General features: G+C 73.4%; 13 protein-coding genes. 8 read left to right on the top strand and 5 right to left on the bottom strand.

Features of this window, described 5'->3' with window-relative positions; genetic code table 11:
• Position 1 precedes the first annotated feature (1 nt).
• Positions 2–781: an electron transfer flavoprotein subunit beta/FixA family protein gene (locus JL106_RS12040; RefSeq protein WP_205260964.1), complete on the top strand. Its 780-nt coding sequence runs from the start codon at positions 2–4 to the stop codon at positions 779–781.
• Positions 782–844: 63 nt separating this feature from the next.
• On the top strand, positions 845–1,804 hold the full coding sequence (locus JL106_RS12035) for an electron transfer flavoprotein subunit alpha/FixB family protein (protein WP_205260963.1): 960 nt from the start codon (positions 845–847) through the stop codon (positions 1,802–1,804).
• Between the two features lie 21 nt (positions 1,805–1,825).
• Here the strand turns inward: JL106_RS12035 and JL106_RS12030 are convergent, their stop codons facing one another.
• Positions 1,826–2,320, bottom strand: coding sequence for a GNAT family N-acetyltransferase (locus JL106_RS12030; RefSeq protein WP_205260962.1), 495 nt, complete (start codon positions 2,318–2,320; stop codon positions 1,826–1,828).
• 42 nt (positions 2,321–2,362) lie between these two features.
• Positions 2,363–3,943: a glycosyltransferase family 39 protein gene (locus tag JL106_RS12025; protein WP_205260961.1), complete on the bottom strand. Its 1,581-nt coding sequence runs from the start codon at positions 3,941–3,943 to the stop codon at positions 2,363–2,365.
• A gap of 177 nt (positions 3,944–4,120) precedes the next feature.
• Between JL106_RS12025 and JL106_RS12020 the strand changes: the two genes are divergently transcribed.
• Complete coding sequence (locus JL106_RS12020; RefSeq protein WP_205260960.1) at positions 4,121–5,212, top strand: hypothetical protein; 1,092 nt, start codon at positions 4,121–4,123, stop codon at positions 5,210–5,212.
• 49 nt (positions 5,213–5,261) lie between these two features.
• Entirely contained in the window at positions 5,262–6,017 is a 756-nt protein-coding gene (locus tag JL106_RS12015) for an SDR family NAD(P)-dependent oxidoreductase (protein WP_205260959.1), read from the top strand.
• A gap of 40 nt (positions 6,018–6,057) precedes the next feature.
• On the opposite strand, the gene JL106_RS12010 is transcribed toward JL106_RS12015, so the two are convergent.
• Positions 6,058–7,092, bottom strand: coding sequence for an aldo/keto reductase (locus JL106_RS12010; protein WP_205260958.1), 1,035 nt, complete (start codon positions 7,090–7,092; stop codon positions 6,058–6,060).
• Between the two features lie 178 nt (positions 7,093–7,270).
• On the opposite strand from JL106_RS12010, the gene JL106_RS12005 reads away from it, so the two are divergent.
• Positions 7,271–8,749 (top strand): FAD-dependent oxidoreductase, encoded by a 1,479-nt coding sequence (locus tag JL106_RS12005; protein WP_205260957.1) that lies wholly within the window; start codon positions 7,271–7,273, stop codon positions 8,747–8,749.
• A gap of 327 nt (positions 8,750–9,076) precedes the next feature.
• Here JL106_RS12005 and JL106_RS12000 read toward each other — a convergent pair whose 3' ends face one another.
• A complete protein-coding gene (locus JL106_RS12000) occupies positions 9,077–9,955 on the bottom strand; it encodes a VOC family protein (RefSeq protein ID WP_205260956.1) in 879 nt (292 codons plus the stop codon).
• Between the two features lie 288 nt (positions 9,956–10,243).
• Between JL106_RS12000 and JL106_RS11995 the strand changes: the two genes are divergently transcribed.
• Together JL106_RS11995 and JL106_RS11990 are read left to right on the top strand one after the other, a co-directional pair.
• The gene (locus JL106_RS11995) at positions 10,244–11,608 is read left to right on the top strand and encodes a hypothetical protein (protein WP_205260955.1); all 1,365 of its coding nucleotides are present in this window, start codon (positions 10,244–10,246) and stop codon (positions 11,606–11,608) included.
• Between the two features lie 158 nt (positions 11,609–11,766).
• Positions 11,767–13,575, top strand: a complete 1,809-nt coding sequence (locus JL106_RS11990; protein WP_205260954.1) for a hypothetical protein — start codon at positions 11,767–11,769, stop codon at positions 13,573–13,575.
• A gap of 57 nt (positions 13,576–13,632) precedes the next feature.
• Here the strand turns inward: JL106_RS11990 and JL106_RS11985 are convergent, their stop codons facing one another.
• Positions 13,633–14,520 (bottom strand): 3-hydroxyacyl-CoA dehydrogenase family protein, encoded by an 888-nt coding sequence (locus JL106_RS11985; RefSeq protein WP_205260953.1) that lies wholly within the window; start codon positions 14,518–14,520, stop codon positions 13,633–13,635.
• 188 nt (positions 14,521–14,708) lie between these two features.
• Here JL106_RS11985 and JL106_RS11980 point away from each other — a divergent pair, with 188 nt between their 5' ends.
• Complete coding sequence (locus tag JL106_RS11980) at positions 14,709–15,335, top strand: SRPBCC domain-containing protein (RefSeq protein ID WP_205260952.1); 627 nt, start codon at positions 14,709–14,711, stop codon at positions 15,333–15,335.
• Positions 15,336–15,568 lie beyond the last annotated feature (233 nt).

The following is a 15,568-nucleotide window of genomic DNA, read 5'->3' as shown; positions in this document are numbered from 1 at the left end:
CGTGGACATCGCGGTCCTGATCAAGCAGGTACCCGACACCTACGGCGAGCGCAGGCTGCACGAGACCGACTGGTCGCTCGACCGCGCCGCCACCGACGCCGTGATCGACGAGATCGACACCCGCGGGGTGGAACTCGCCCTCACCCTGACCGAACAGCACGGCGGCGAGGTCACCGCGGTGACCATGGGCCCCGACGGCGCCACCGACGCCCTGCGCAAGGCGCTGGCCATGGGCGCCGCCAAGGCCGTGCACATCACCGACCCCGCGCTGGCCGGATCCGACGCAGTGGCCACCTCCGCCGTGCTGGCCGCGGCCCTGCGGCAACTGGACGTCGATCTCATCGTGACCGGCAACGAGTCCACCGACGGCCGCTCCGCCGCCGTCCCGGCCATGCTCGCCGAACGCCTCGGGCTGCCGGCGGTCACCTCGGTCCGCGCCCTCACCGTCGACGGCGACACCCTCACCGCCGAACGCGTCGTCGAGGGCGGCTGGGCCCGCATCCAGGCGCCGCTGCCCGCTGTGGTCTCGGTGAACGAGAAGATCGCCGAACCGCGCTACCCCAACTTCAAGGGGATCATGTCGGCCAAGAAGAAGCCGGTCACCACCCTGACCCTGGCCGATCTCGGCGTCGACGCCGACCGGGTCGGCGCGGCCGGATCCGCCACCCGCGCCGTGGACGGCGCCCCCCGTCCGCCCCGCACCGGCGGCCACACCATCACCGACGACGGCAGCGCCGGCGCCCAGGCCGCCCGGTACCTCATCGAGCGGAAGGTGCTGTGATCCAGCCCAACCACGAGCCCGTTCACGAGTCCGCCGCACGATCCGCACCGGAAGGGAACTGACATGCCCCAGGCCCTGGTCCTGGCCGTGACCGCCGACGGCGCCCTGCGCCCGGTCACCGCCGAACTGCTCGCCGCCGCCGCCCGGGTCGGCGACCCGGCCGCCGTGCTGGTCTGCGACCCCGCCGAACGGGACACCCTGGTGACCGCCCTGGGGGCGGCCGGCGCGACCACCGTCCTCGTCGCCGCGCCGCCGGCCGGCGCTCCCCTGCTCACCGGCGAACTCGCCGCGCTGACCGCCGCCGTCACCGCTACCGGGGACGTGTCTGCCGTGCTGATCGAGTCGACGTTCGACGGACGGGAGCTGGCCGGGCGGCTGGCCGTCCGGCTGGACTCCGGTGTGCTGGCCGAGTCCACCGACGTCGAACTGCTCGACGGGCAGGTGGTCGTCACCCAGCCCGCGTTCGGCGGCGCCTACTCGGTGCGCTGGACCACCACCCGCGGCGTCCCGGTCATCACCTGGCGCGGCAACTCCATCGAGGACACCGCGGCACCGGCGGACGCCCCGGCCGTCGTCGAACTCACCGTCGAGGCACCGGCTCCGGCGCCGACCGTTCTCGAGGAGCACCACGAGCCGGTCGGCGACCGTCCCGAGCTCACCGCCGCCTCGGTGGTCGTCTCCGGCGGCCGCGGCGTCGGCTCGGCCGAGAAGTTCACCGTGGTCGAGCAGCTGGCCGACACCGTCGGCGGCGCGGTCGGCGCCTCCCGAGCCGCGGTGGACGCCGGCTTCTATCCCGCGCAGTTCCAGGTCGGTCAGACCGGCACCAGCGTCTCGCCCCAGGTGTACATCGCCCTGGGCATCTCCGGCGCCATCCAGCACCGCGCCGGCATGCAGACCTCCAAGACCATCGTCGCGGTCAACAAGGACCCCGACGCCCCCATCTTCGAGATCGCCGACTTCGGCGTGGTGGGCGACCTGTTCACCGTGGCGCCGCAGCTCACCGAGGCGCTCGCCGAACGGTGAGGCACCGGCGCGGACCGTCGCTCAGGTCAGCTCGCCGGCCAGCAGCTCCATGAGCAGGCCGTCGTGCCAGCCGGACCGGTCGGCGTTCCGTTCGTAGGAACGCATGACGCCGACCGGCCGGAACCCGGCCTTGCGGTAGGCGGCAATGGCGGCCGCATTGGCTGCGGCGGGATCGATGACCAGCCGGTGGTGGCCGATGTCGTCGAACAGGTGGCCGGCCAGCAGCCGGATCGCCTCGCTGCCGTACCCCTGGCCGTGGGTCTGCGGATCGAGGAACAGGTCGATGCCGGCGTGCCGGTACATCGGGTCCGTCTCCTCGGCGTACTGGATCATGCCGATCGGCCGACCGTGCACCAGGACCGCGAACTGGACGCAGTCGGCGTCCAGGAACTCGTCGTCGTAGCCCCACCAGCGGGACACCTCGTCGGTGGCCCGGATCCGGCTCAGCGCGGCGTGGTCCTGCGGCGACACCGGACGCAGCACCACCCGGTCCCCCGTCAGCGTCGGTGCCGGCATCGTCCGAGCGTACGACGAGTGGTCGACCGCTGGCCGGGCGTCTCAGGACGCGGTGGTGGTCCGCGCCGGGAACTCGGTGACGGCCTGCCGTTCGAAGAAGTGGTCGTCGAGGTCCTGCACCCGGTCGCCACCCGGACGCAACGCGCCGAGCACCCGCTCCAGCGACTCGCACTGGCCGCCGTAGGTGCGGTAGCCGGGGGAGGTCACCAGCCAGATCCGGCCGGTGGCCCGCTGGGAAGCGGCCACGGCGATGTCGACGACCGACGCCGACTCGTTCCGCTCGGTGTAGTCGACCCAGTCCACCCGCTCCGGCGGCCCCAGCGTCGGGTACACCGCTTGGTCGAGGTCGGCCGGCAGGTACCGGTTGACGTCCGGCGCGATCTGGTCGGGACAGAACAGCACCAGGTCCCCCGGTCCCGCGCCCGCGGCGATCAGCTCGGCCGTGTCCCGGCCCTGGGTTCGGTCGTCGGCGAACGGCAGTGGCACCGACATGCCCAGTCCGAGCAGGCCGACGACCACCAGCGCGCCGAGCCGGAGCCGACCGGACAGGCGAGCGGCGCCCACCGCGGCCAGCAGCAGCGCCGGCACCACCATGGCCGAGGTGTAGCGGATGGCGTAGCCCGAGTGGATGGCCCAGCTGATCACCACCCCGATGAGCAGCGCGCCGAACGAGCCGACCAGCAGGGCGATCGACACGGTGCGCAGCTCGGGGCCGTCATCCCGGCGCCGCCACGGCACGAACGCCAGCACCACCAGGGCCAGCACGACCAGGCTCATCCCGCCGGCCACCCAGCCCTGCCCGCCGCCCCAGTCGCGCAGCGTGTCCGGGAAGGCGGTCCAGTTGGTCCGGTCCGCCCACGGCGTGCCGGTGTGCTCGAGCTGGAACAGGAAGCCGCCCAGCCACGGGCTGAACACCACCAGCGATCCCACCCCGGCCAGCGCGAGCTGGCCGATGAGCCGGGGCCGGCGCCGCCGGATCGCCTCGGCGACCACCCACAGCCCGGCCGCGGCCAGTGTGAACGCCGTCCAGTAGTTGGTGAGCAGCATGATCCCGCCGAGCAGCGAGACCAACACCCACCGGCCGGCCGTGGGCGAGTGGGCCACCCGCAGCGCGGCCCAGGCGAACAGCAGGGTGAGCAGCGCGACCAGCGCGTACATCCGGGTCTCGGTGGCGTACCGGACCAGGAACGGATTCACCGCGACGAGCACCAGCGCCGCCCACCCGCACCGCGGACCGGCGAACCGGCGCCCGACGTGGTAGGCAACCGGCAGGGAAGCCACCGAGAACAGTGACGACAGCAGCCGTACGCTGCCGTCAGTGGTCCCGAACACGGCCATCCAGCCGTGCAGCAGCAGGTAGTACAGCGGGGGTGAGCCGTCCTGCCTCAGGGCATCGAACAGCTCGGGCAGGGGCAGCCGGGCGATGTTGACCGAGAGGGTCTCATCGAGCCACAGCGCCGACCTGCTGAAGGTGCGCACCGCGACCCCGAGGGCGACGACCAGCACCACGGCGACCACCAGAGCCCCCCGGGCACGAGCCCCGCGACCGTGGCGGCCACCGTCCGGTCGCCCGGGGATCCGCGAGTCCTCGATCGAGTCGTCGAGGGCGGACACCTGCGTCATGAACGGCGGCTCCTCATCTCACGGCGGTGGTCGCGGTGGGCCGGGACCGTCCGGGACCGGGCCGCGGCCCGGTCCTCCGGCACTGGCATTGTCACCCGGACCGACCCGGCGACGGCGGCAGGCTGGTGGCCCGCGTTCCGCGCCGTGGTGGACGCCCAACCGTGGCGCCCGGTTCTGTTGTCGTTCGTCACCGCCCGGGTGCTGGTGCTGCTGGCCCTGGCCGTGGCCCAGCTGCTGCCCGCGCCGGTCGGCCGGACGGACCTGCTCGGCTGGGACGCGAAGTGGTACCTGGACATCGCCCAGGACGGCTACGACGGGGTGGCCGCCGAGGGCCGGCGGTTCTTCCCGGCTCTGCCGCTGCTGGTGCGGTTCCTCGGTGGCGGCGGCGACCACCTCGGCCCGGTGCAACTGCTGGTGGTCAACCTGGCCGCGCTGCTGTACGCGTTGCTGGCCCACCGGGTCGCGCTCGACGCGGGGCTGAGCCGGGCCGCGGCGGACCGCGTCCCCTGGCTGCTGGCCCTCAACCCGGCCGGGTTCGTCCTGGTCATGGGATACACCGAGTCGATGTTCGGGGTGCTGCTGTGCGTGGTGCTGCTGGCGTCCCGGCGGGCCCGGTGGCCGCTGGTCGCGGTGGCCGGCTTCGCCGGCGGCTTCCTGCGCCCGACCGGCGTGCTGCTGGCGTTGCCGGTCCTCGTCGAGGCGTACCGCAGCGCCCGGGCGGACGGCTGGCCGGGCGCCCGGCGGGCGCTGCGCAGCCCGCGGTGGCGCCGTCGGCTCGGCGCCCGGACCTTGGCCGTCGCCGCGCCCGTGGCGGGCGCGGGGGCATACCTGCTGTGGTGCTGGTCCCGGTGGGGTTCGGCGTGGGCGCCGTTCACCGCCCAGTCCGACCCGGACCTGCGCGGTGGGCTGCTGGTCAACCCGTGGCACGCCATCGCCGACGCCCTGCAGGTGCTGGCGGACGGCGAGGTGGTCCGGACCGCGCCGGTGCTGCACCTGTTGTGGGTGGCGGTGACGGTGACGCTCCTGGTCGTCGGGCTGCGGTGGCTGCCGCAGTCCTACCGGGTGTTCACCGTCGCGATGGTGGCGCTGGCACTCACCGCGCAGGGGCTCAACTCGTTCGAGCGGTACGCGGCCAGCGCGCTGCCGCTGCTGCTCATCGCGGCGGTGCTGTTGCACACGCCGGTGCGGCGCCGGGTGGCGCTGGGCCTGGGGATCGTCGTCACCGTGGCGTACGCGGTGTGGGCGTTCCTGTACCTGGCCGTGCCCTGATCCGATCATGGGGTTGCCTGACGGGTCGATCACCCGCACAGTCAGCGGCATGGCCACGTATGACGTCCAGGACCGTGTTGCTCTCGTCACCGGCGCCGCCTCGGGGATCGGCCGCGCCGTCGCCACCCTGCTGGCCGCCAACGGTGCCGCCGTGCTCGCCGCCGACCGCGCCGCGGAGGCGGCGGAGGCCGTCGCCCGGGAGATCACCGAGGCCGGTGGGGTGGCCCGCTCGTTCGCCGGGGACGTCACCGACCCCGAGTCGGTCGCGGCGATGGTCGCCGCGGCCGGTGAACTGGGCCCGTTGCGCATCGCGGTGAACAACGCCGGCATCAGCGGCGAGGGCAACGCCATCGGTGACTACTCGCTGGAGGGCTGGAAGCAGGTCATCGACATCGACCTGAACTCGGTCTTCTTCTGCCTGCGGGCCGAACTGCCGGCCATGGCCGCGGCCGGCGGCGGCGCGGTGGTGAACATGGCCTCGATCCTGGGCAGCGTCGCCACCGCGAACGCACCGGGCTACGTGACGGCCAAGCACGGCGTCGTCGGGCTGACCAAGACCGCGGCGCTGGAGTACGCGTCACACGGGGTGCGGGTCAACGCCGTCGGCCCGGCGTACATCGCCACCCCGCTCATCGAGGGTCGCATCGAGGGCGAGCGACTGGAGGCGCTGCGGCTGCGGCACCCGCTGGGCCGGCTCGGCGACGCCCACGAGGTCGCGGCGCTCACCGCCTTCCTGGTCAGTGACGCCGCCTCGTACATCACCGGGTCGTACCACCTGGTGGACGGCGGCTACACCGCCCAGTGACGGGACTGGGCCCGGCGCGGATCCGCGCCGGGTCCCGAGGTCAGCGCCTGCCGGCGACGGCGCGGCTGCGCTGCTCGACGCCCGGTCCGCCGTACGGGTAGTCGGCCGCCCCGGGATCGGACAGGGTGCTCAGCGCGGCGGTCTCGTCGGCGTCCAGGTGCAGGTCGGCAGCGCCCAGGTTGTCCCGCAACTGCTCGACGCTGCGTGCGCCGAGGATGACCGAGGTGACGGCCGGCCGGTCCACCAGCCAGGCCAGCGCCACCTGGGCCATCGAGACGCCGCGGGCCTTGGCGATGCGCTGCACGGCGTCGATGACGTCCCAGGTGCGCTGCTGGGCCGAGCGCCGGTCGTAGGCCTCCATCCCGCGCCCCGGATCCTCGCCGAGCCGGGTGTCGCCGGTGGGCCGGGCGTCGCGGGTGTACTTGCCGGTGAGCCAGCCACCGCCGAGCGGTGACCACGGCAGCAGGCCGAGCCCGGCGTCCTGGCAGGACGGCACGATCTCCCACTCGATCTCCCGGACCAGCAGGCTGTACTGCGGCTGCAGGGTCACCGGCGGCGTCCATCCGTGCGCGGCGGCGACGGCCACCGCCTTCTGCACCTGCCAGCCGGTGTAGTTGGACAGGCCGTGATAGCGGATCTTGCCCGCCTGCACGAACCCGTCGAGCGTGCCGATGGTCTCCTCGATCGGCGTCACCGGGTCCCAGGCGTGCACCTGGTACAGGTCGATGCAGTCGACGCCGAGCCGGGTGAGCGAGGCGTCCAGTGCCTGCTGCAGGTGCCGCCGGGACAGGCCCAGGTCGTTGGGGCCGTCGCCCATCGGGAAGCGCCCCTTGGTGGCCAGCACGATCCGGTCGGTGATGTCGGTCGGCCGGTCCGCGAGCCAGCTGCCGATGATGCGCTCGGACTCCCCCGCCCGGTAGACGTCGGCGGTGTCGACCAGCGTGCCGCCGGCCTCCACGAAGGTGTCGAGCAGCCCGTGTGAGGTCGCCTCGTCGGCTTCCGCGCCGAAGGTCATGGTGCCCAGGGTCAGGCTGGAGACGGCGCATCCGCTGCGCCCGAGGGTCCGGAATTCCATGATGGACATGGTGCCCGGCCCCGATACCGGCCAACCCGGCCGCGCGGTCCGGAGGTGTTTCGCGACTTCCGGCTCGGGCACCCAGAGCGTGACCGTCCGGGACCACGTCGACCCTCCTGGGACGGCGTCGCCCCCCGCCCGACACCTGCACGCCCGACCGACGGCAGAGGAGTCCCCGATGCGCTCGCTGTGGCTGGACACCGACCGACCGGACCACCGCGCCGAGGTCTCCGGTCAGCACTGCGACATCGCGGTGGTGGGCGCCGGGCTCACCGGTCTCACGGCGGCGGTGCTGTTCGCGCGGGCGGGGGCCTCGGTCGCCGTGCTGGAGGCGCGATCGGTCGGAGCCGGCGCCACCGGCAACACCACGGCCAAGATCAGCGTGCTGCAGGGCGCCCGGCTGGCCTCGATCGCCGCCCGTCAGCCGACCGAACGGCTGCAGCAGTACGTCGAGGCCAACCGGGAGGGCCAGGCCTGGTTGCTGCACTACTGCCGTGAGCACGGCATCGACCACCAGATCCGGGACGACCACAGCTACGCGTCCACCCCGCGCGGCCGGAAGACGGTCGACTCGGTCCTGTCGGCGGCCCAGCAGGCGGGTCTGCCGGTCGAGCCGGTCGACGAGCTCGAGCTGCCGTACCCGACGCACGGCGCGGTGCGGCTGCGCGAGCAGGCCCAGTTCGACCCCATGCCGGCGCTGGACACGCTGGCGCGCGAACTGCTGGACCGCGGCGGGCTGCTGGCCGAGGGCACCCGCGTCCGGGAGGTGGGCTGGCGCTCCCCTGCCACGATCCGCACCTCGGCGGGGACGCTGACCGCCGACCGGGTCGTGCTGGCCACCGGCACGCCGATCCTGGACCGGGGCGGATTCTTCGCCCGGCTGGAGCCACTGCGTTCGTACGCCCTGGCGTTCCGCACCCCGGCGGCCATCCCGTCCGGCATGTACCTGAGCGTCGACCAGCCGACGCGGTCGCTGCGGTCCGTGCCGGCGGCCGACGGTTCCGAGTTGCTGCTCGTCGGCGGCAACGGTCACGTGGTGGGGCGGGACGGGTCGACGCAGACCCTGGTCGACGACCTGACCGAATGGACCGCGCGGTGGTTCCCGGGATCGCAGCGCACCCACGCCTGGTCCGCGCAGGACTACCGGCCGATCGACGAGCTGCCGTACGTCGGCCCGTTGATGCCCGGCAACGAACGGATCCTGGTCGCCACCGGGTTCGACAAGTGGGGCATGACCAACGCCGTCGCCGCCGCCCTCGCCCTGTCCGGTGCAGTGCTGGGCGGCTCGATGCCCTGGGCCCGGGCGCTGCGCAGCTGGGATCCGCATGAGGTGCGCGGGGTGCCGTCCGGGACGCTGCTCAACGCCAAGGTCGGCGCCCGGATGGCCACCGACTGGCTGCGCCCCCGCCCGGCCGCGGGCAAGGACGACCCGGCCGAGGGCACCGGGCGGATCGAGCGCGACGGCGTCAAGCCGATCGCGGCCTGCACCGTCGACGGGGTCACCCACCGCCGGTCGGCGGTGTGCCCACACATGCACGGCATCGTGAACTGGAACAGCGCCGAGCAGACCTGGGACTGCCCGCTGCACGGCGCCCGGTACACCGCGACCGGCCGGGTGCTGGAAGGCCCGGTGACGAACGATCTCTCGCCCGCCTGACCCGGCGGAGCGGGTCAGTCGCGGTTGTCGATGGGCAGCAGGCCGAGCTCGCCGAACACCCGGCGCGCCGCACCAGCTCGTCGCGGCAGGAGACGTCGCCGAAAGCCCAGGAGACCACCTGGTCGCCCAGGGCCGCGAGATGTCGGCGACCGAGTCGACGAACCGCTGCGCTTCGGGGTTCACCGCGCTCAGCACCTGGAAGCCGTGGTCGTAGCGCTGCTGACGGTGCTCGGCGGCGTGCGGGTCGGCCATCGGTGTTCCTTCGCGCTGCGGGTGACACGGGATCCGCCGACCCTCTCCTCCGCCGCACACGGACCGGCGATTCGATCACCCGAAGTCCTCCGGTGGGGTGAACTGGCTGACGCTGAAGGTGGCGCCCTGCGGATCGCGCAGGCGGGCCCAGCTCGCCCAGACGCCGTCCTGTGCCCCGAGGACCGTCGCACCGAGCCGCTCGGCGGTGGCCACGGCCGCATCCCGATCGGCGACCGAGAAGACGACGTGCCAGTCCGAGGACTCGTCGCCCTCCGGCGCCCGGATGCCACCGATGACGTCGGCGAAACCGGCCGGCGCGCCGGCCTGCCGCTCGTGGATGCCGGGATCCGACGTCGACGCCAGGTGATCGCCGTATCCCGGGACCTGCAGCATGGCGCCCGCACCCGTGCCCATGTCGGCGGTGACGATGCCGAACACCGCCCGGTAGAACGGCAGGACGGCGTCCGGGTCCGCGGTGACGAGATCGCTGAAGTTCCAGCTGCCCGGGCTGTTGACCAGTTGTGCCCCGAGGCGGCGCCGCGCCTGCCACAGCCTGAAGGAGATCCCGCCCGGGTCCAGGCACCCGACGGACCGGCCGCCCGGCCCGGCGTCCTGGGGTGGGCTGGTGACTGTGCCGCCCTGCGCGATCACGGCGGCGGCGGTGGCGTCCGCGTCGTCGACCGCGAAGTACGTGTTCCACCGGGCGGCGCCGTCCTGCGCCGACGCCATGGCGGCCACGTCCTGCCCGTCGAGCGTGGCGATCAGGTAGGAACCGGGTGCGCCCGGTGGCACTGCCTCGGTGAACTGCCAGCCGAACAGCTGACCGTAGAACCGTTGGCCCGCGCCCGGATCGGGCTGCTCCACGTCGATCCAACTGGTGACGCCGTGCGGGTACGTCTTGGGCGGAGTGGGAGGCGTGGGCGTGGCAGCGGAGGGCGTCGATGCGTCCGTCATGGTCGGCTCCTCGGGCCTGCTCGTCGTCGGTGATCGGTCCTGGCGGCACGGTAGCGACGGGGTCCGACAGTCGCCCGACAGCGCTGCGGAGCGGGTGTCCGGCGGTGTCACCACTCCGAGGTACCCGCACGACCGGCCGCGGCGACCATCGGTGACCAGGCAGTCCCGGATCGGGCGAATTCTCGCGAACCGGACATTCCGCACCCGCGAACGGTCCTACCGTGGTGCGATCCGACCGGACGAGTCCCGGCCCGGCAGCGATGCCGGCGCCCGGAGAGAGGAGTCCCGATGGCCGTCGCCGCCGGATCCTCCTCGTCGCGGTGGCGTCGGGTCGCCCTGCGCGCGGCGGTGGTCGCCGGGTTCGGCTTCGGGATGTGGGCGGCCGGCACGGCCGCGTCCGCCTCGGAAGCGCCGATCACCGGCCCGGTCTCGGGTCTGGTGGCCACCGTCGAGGACACCGCCGACGGCGCGGTGAGCGGGGTCAGTGACACCGTCGACACGGTGAGCGGCACCGTGCGCGACGTGGCCCGGCCGGCTCCCGCCCCGGAGCACCCGGCGCCCGACCGGACCGGGCCGCTCCACGCGGTCACCGCGCCGGTCGTCGACACGGTGACGGACACGGTGGCGCCGGTGGCGGACACGGTCGCGGAGCCGGTGGTCGACACGGTCGCCGAGACAGCAGCTCCGGTCGTCGACACCGTCACCGACGTCGCCGAACCCGTCGTCGACACGGTCACCGACGTCACCGCACCCGTCGTCGACACGGTCACCGATGTCGCGACTCCTGTCGTCGACACGGTCACCGACGTCGCCGCCCCGGTGGTGGAGACCGTCGCCGAGGTCGCCGCTCCGGTGCTGCCCATCATCGAGACCGTGACGGACACCGCGGCTCCCGTGACCGACACCGTCGCCGACGTCGTTGCGCCCGTCGTCGACACGGTGCGACCCATGGTCGAGCCGGTGATCGACGCCGTCGTCCCGGTCGTCGAGCCGGCCCGCCCCGTGGTCGAGCCGGTGATCGACATCGTCCGCCCGGTCACCGATCCCGTCACTGCTCCGGTCGATGTGCCCGCCCCGGTGGTCCCGAGCCGCGATGCCGCGCTCCCGACCGTCGTCGACGCGTCGGCCCTGATCGGGGTCCCGACCGCGACCACGACCGCGATCCCGACCACGACCGCGATCCCGACCACGACGGCGTCCGCGGCACCGATCGCCGCCGACGCCCCGGTCGGCCAGCCGAGTGTCGCCGTGGTGGTCACCGAGCAGGCACCCGACGGCGACTCGGCGACCCCGGTGGTGGACCCCGAGGTCCGCCCGGCGGTCAGCACGGTCATGCCGCCCACGTGGACGCGCGCCGGCCCAGCCGCGCTCGCGCCGTCCTGGCAGCCCGTGACCCAGCCCACCACCGGGCAGCTCACCACCGTGGTCGCCGCTGACCCGACTCCCGCTCCCGTTGGTACGCCGGGTGTTCCGGCGGCGGGGTGCGGAGCCGGCGCCAGCGGCGGTCCGTCCGGCGGCACCTCCGGCTCGGCGACCGCGGCGGTGCTGCCGTCGTCGATCGTCCCCACCTCGACCGGCGGCTCGACCTGCCGGCCGTCCAGCTCCACCACCCCGCTCAGCCCGGCCGTCGAGCCCGGCGTCTCGCCCGACTGACCTCCCTCCGCACCGGTCGCGGCGGTCCGTTCCTCGGACCCCGGATCCGGTGCCGCAGCGTGCCGTCCGCATCTGTCAGCACTCGCTGATCCACGGATGCTGCGCCCGAGTTCCGCGCAGCGCACCCACATACGCTCGCTCAGGGGAGATCACCCACCATGCACGCTTGGATTCCGCGCGGCCTGCTGCTCGCAGGCGTCAGCGCCGGCACGTTCCTGATCGGCGCCGGCATCGCTGCCGCCGACGACCATCCACTCGTCGACGTCGCGATCGACGTCAGCGACACGACCATCGCCGTCCTGGACGGTGGCACCGGCTCGTCCGGTTCCCAGGCCGACAGCCTGGTCCGGCTGCCGATCGAGGTGTCCGGCACGGACATCGACGTGCTGTCAATCCGGGGCACCGACGACGGTGCTGATCGCGCACTGATCGACGTCCCGATCACTGTCCACGACACCGACGTGGACGTCCTGACCGACCAGGACACCGCCACCCCGGCACCGAGCACGCCGTCGTCCGACGCACTGGTGTCCGCGCCGATCACCGTCACCGGGACCGACATCGACGTGCTGACCGACGGGAACGCCGACGCCGCACCGGTTCCGGCATCCGCTGATCCGGGCAGCACCGACGGCCTGATCGACCTGCCCATCACCATCACCGACACCGACATCGACGTCCTGACCGACCAGGACCAGGACACCACCGCGCCGGCGCCGACCACACCGACGGGGTCGGACACGCTGGTGTCCGTGCCGGTCACGGTGACCGACACCGACGTCGACGTCCTCACCGATCAGGGATCGGACACCGCCACCGCGGCACCGAGCACGCCGTCGTCGGACGCACTGGTGTCCGCGCCGATCACCGTCACCGGGACCGACATCGACGTGCTGACCGACGGGAGCCCCGACGCCGCACCGGTCCCCGCTCCCGCCGACCAGGGCGACACCGACGGTCTGATCGACCTGCCCATCACCATCACCGACACCGACGTCGACGTCCTGGCCGACCAGGACCAGGACACCGCTCCGCCGGCTCCGACAGCTCCGACGTCGTCCGATGCGCTGATCTCCGTGCCGGTCACCGTCTGTGGAATCTCCGTCGACGTCCTCTCGGACGGCGCCACCGACTGCGCCGCGCCCGCCGGACCGGCTGACGCGCTGGTGTCCGTGCCGGTGAACGTCTGCGGCATCGGCGTCGGCGTCCTCGGCGACACCACCGGCGACTGCTCCCCCACCGCCGACGGCACCACCGACCCGAGCACCGACGGCGGCCTGATCACCGCACCCATCACCGTCTGCGGCATCACCGCCGGCATCCTCGGCGACACCACCAGCGACTGTGAGGTCGGCACCTCGGGCACCGGGGGCGTCATCGACCTTCCCGTCAACGTCTGCGGCATCTCCGTCGGCCTGCTCGGCGACGCCAGCGGCAGCTGCGTGACTGCGGCCCAGGAGCCCACGGATCCGACCCAGCCCACCGACCCGACCCAGCCCACCGACCCCACCGACCCGACTCAGCCCACCGAGCCGACCGAGCCCACCGACCCGACCAATCCCACCGTTCCCACTGATCCCACCGTTCCCACTGATCCCACCGTTCCCACTGATCCGACCGTTCCCACCGACCCGACTGATCCTGCCCAGCCCACCGACGAGGCACCGGGGATGACCATCGGCATCGCCACCGACCGGGTGCTCCCGGCCGATGACGGGTTCCGCGCGAGCGTCGCCCTGACCGGACCGCGCACGATGCCGGCATCGACGGTGGCCGTGGCGTTCGACGCGACCTCGTCGTCCGGGACCATGCCCGCGGCAGCGATGTCAGCGCCGTCGAGCGACCAGGCCGGGACCGGCGCGCTGGCCGCCACCGGCATCCGCGTCGGCGATCTGACCTTCGCGGCGCTGCTCCTGCTCGCCGGCGGTGCCCTCCTGATGATCCGGAGGCGCCCCTCGACCCGCTGATCCGCTGACCGCGCCGCGGGCATCCGGCCGCTCCGGATGCCCGCGGTTCGCGGCGTGTCAGCGCCCGAACAGCTCGCGCAGTTCCCGCTGGTAGGTGGCCACGTCGTGGTCCGCCGGGTCGTACAGACCCGCACCGTTCTTGCTGCCGAGCTTGTCCTGCGCGACCAACGCGTCCAGCCGCGGCGCCCGCTGGGCGTCGTCCAGGGTCGGGAAGATGCGCGCGGTCACCGCCGCCCAGGTGTCCAACCCGCCCATGTCGGCGATGGCCATCGGACCGGCCAGCGCCCACCGTGGGCCGATCCCGCTGGTGACGATGGCGTCGAGCGCGGCCACCCCGACCACGCCCTCGTCGACCAGGTGCAGCGCCTCGCGGACCAGCGCGGCCTGCAGCCGATTGGCCACGAAGCCCACCGACTCGCGTCGCAGCAGCACCGCCACCTTGCCGGCGTGGCGCAGCAGCGCGACGACCCGATCGGCCAGCGCCGGGTCGGTGTCGGGCGCCGGCACCACCTCGACCAGGGGCACCACCTCGGCCGGGTTGAAGAAGTGGGCGACCAGCACCCGGCCCGGGTTCGGCACGCCGGGCTGCAACTCGGACGGCTGGTAGGTCGACGTGTTCGACGCGATGATCGCGGTCGGGTTGAGCTCGCCGATCTGCCGCAGCAGCGGTTCCTTGATCGCGAGGTTCTCGGTGACGGCCTCGACGATCACCTCGACGTCGCGCACCGCCGCCTCGATGCTGTCGGCCGCCGCGACTCCGGGCAGCTGCTCGGCGACCACCTCCGCCCGCTCACGGTCGGCGTCGAAGACGGTGACGGCATGCCCGGCCCGGGCGAAGACGTCGGCGATGCCGGCACCCATGATCCCGGCGCCGAGCACGCAGATGCAGGTCGGGGCGACCTCGGTGGCCGGGAGGGACGTGGGTGGCTCGGGCGTCGTCGACATGTCAGGGATTGTCGCCGGGCCTGCTGGGTGCCCAAGCACGGGCCTCCGACTCACCCGGCGCGCCCGGCCACCGAACGGCAGGACACGGGAATCTCACCCGGACGCTGGGTAGGTTGCCGACGACACGTCGCCCGGCGTGCGGTCGTTCCCCGGCCCGGGCAGCCGTTCCGACCGCCCGGAGGAAGCACGTGAACGAGTACATCGTCGAACTGGCCGACGTACACCGCCACGTGTCCCGGGAGTCGAGCGACGCCGGCGAGCTGGTGCGGGTCACCCTGCGCCGGCCGTTCGCCGCGGAGACGCACGACCTCTGGCACGCCGTCACCGACCCAGACCTCATCTCCCGGTGGTTCATGCCGATCTCCGGCGACTTCCGCGAGGGCGGCCATTTCGACCTGCAGGGCAACGCCGGCGGCGACATCGAGCAGTGCGATCCGCCGCGGACGTTCCGCGTCACCTTCGGCGACGCATCCAGCGTGGTGACGGTGACCATGCACGAGCTCGCCGGCGACCGGACCGAGCTGGTGCTGGACCACACCGTCCCAGTCACGGTGGCCGGCAGCACGGCCGGCGCCCTGTACGTCGGACCGGGGTGGGACGGGGCGCTGGTCGGCCTGGCCCGTTTCATCGACGGGCGCGCCGAAGGTGACCCCGTGCAGGCGATCAACTCGCCCAAGATGATCCAGTTCTCGCGCCAGTCGGTCGCGCTGTGGGCCGACGCTGCCGCCATGGGCGGCGCCTCGGCGCAGGAGGTCGAGACCGCCCGCCAGGTCGCGCTGGCCCAGTTCGCCCCAGACCCGGCGCTGGGAAACTGACCGGTCAGGACTTCGGCGTGATGACGACGTGCCCGGTCGATGTCGGTCGGCGCACCGTTGACGCCCCTGAACAGCCGGCGATCACCACCCCGGCGACCATGATCTCGGCGGCGATCGGGACCCGCGCATGCGTCCCCCCGCCGAGTCGGCGGTGATCGGGGCGGGGAGCTCGTGGGCTCCACGTCGGGTGACGCTGCGGTCGGCGCGGTCCGGGTTCAACGGCCCGGAGGACG

It is taken from the genome of Nakamurella leprariae (assembly GCF_016918035.1).
Taxonomy (GTDB): Bacteria; Actinomycetota; Actinomycetes; order Mycobacteriales; family Nakamurellaceae; genus Nakamurella; species Nakamurella leprariae.
Note: the sequence above shows the minus strand (reverse complement) of the source record. Positions and strands in the feature narration are given on the sequence as shown.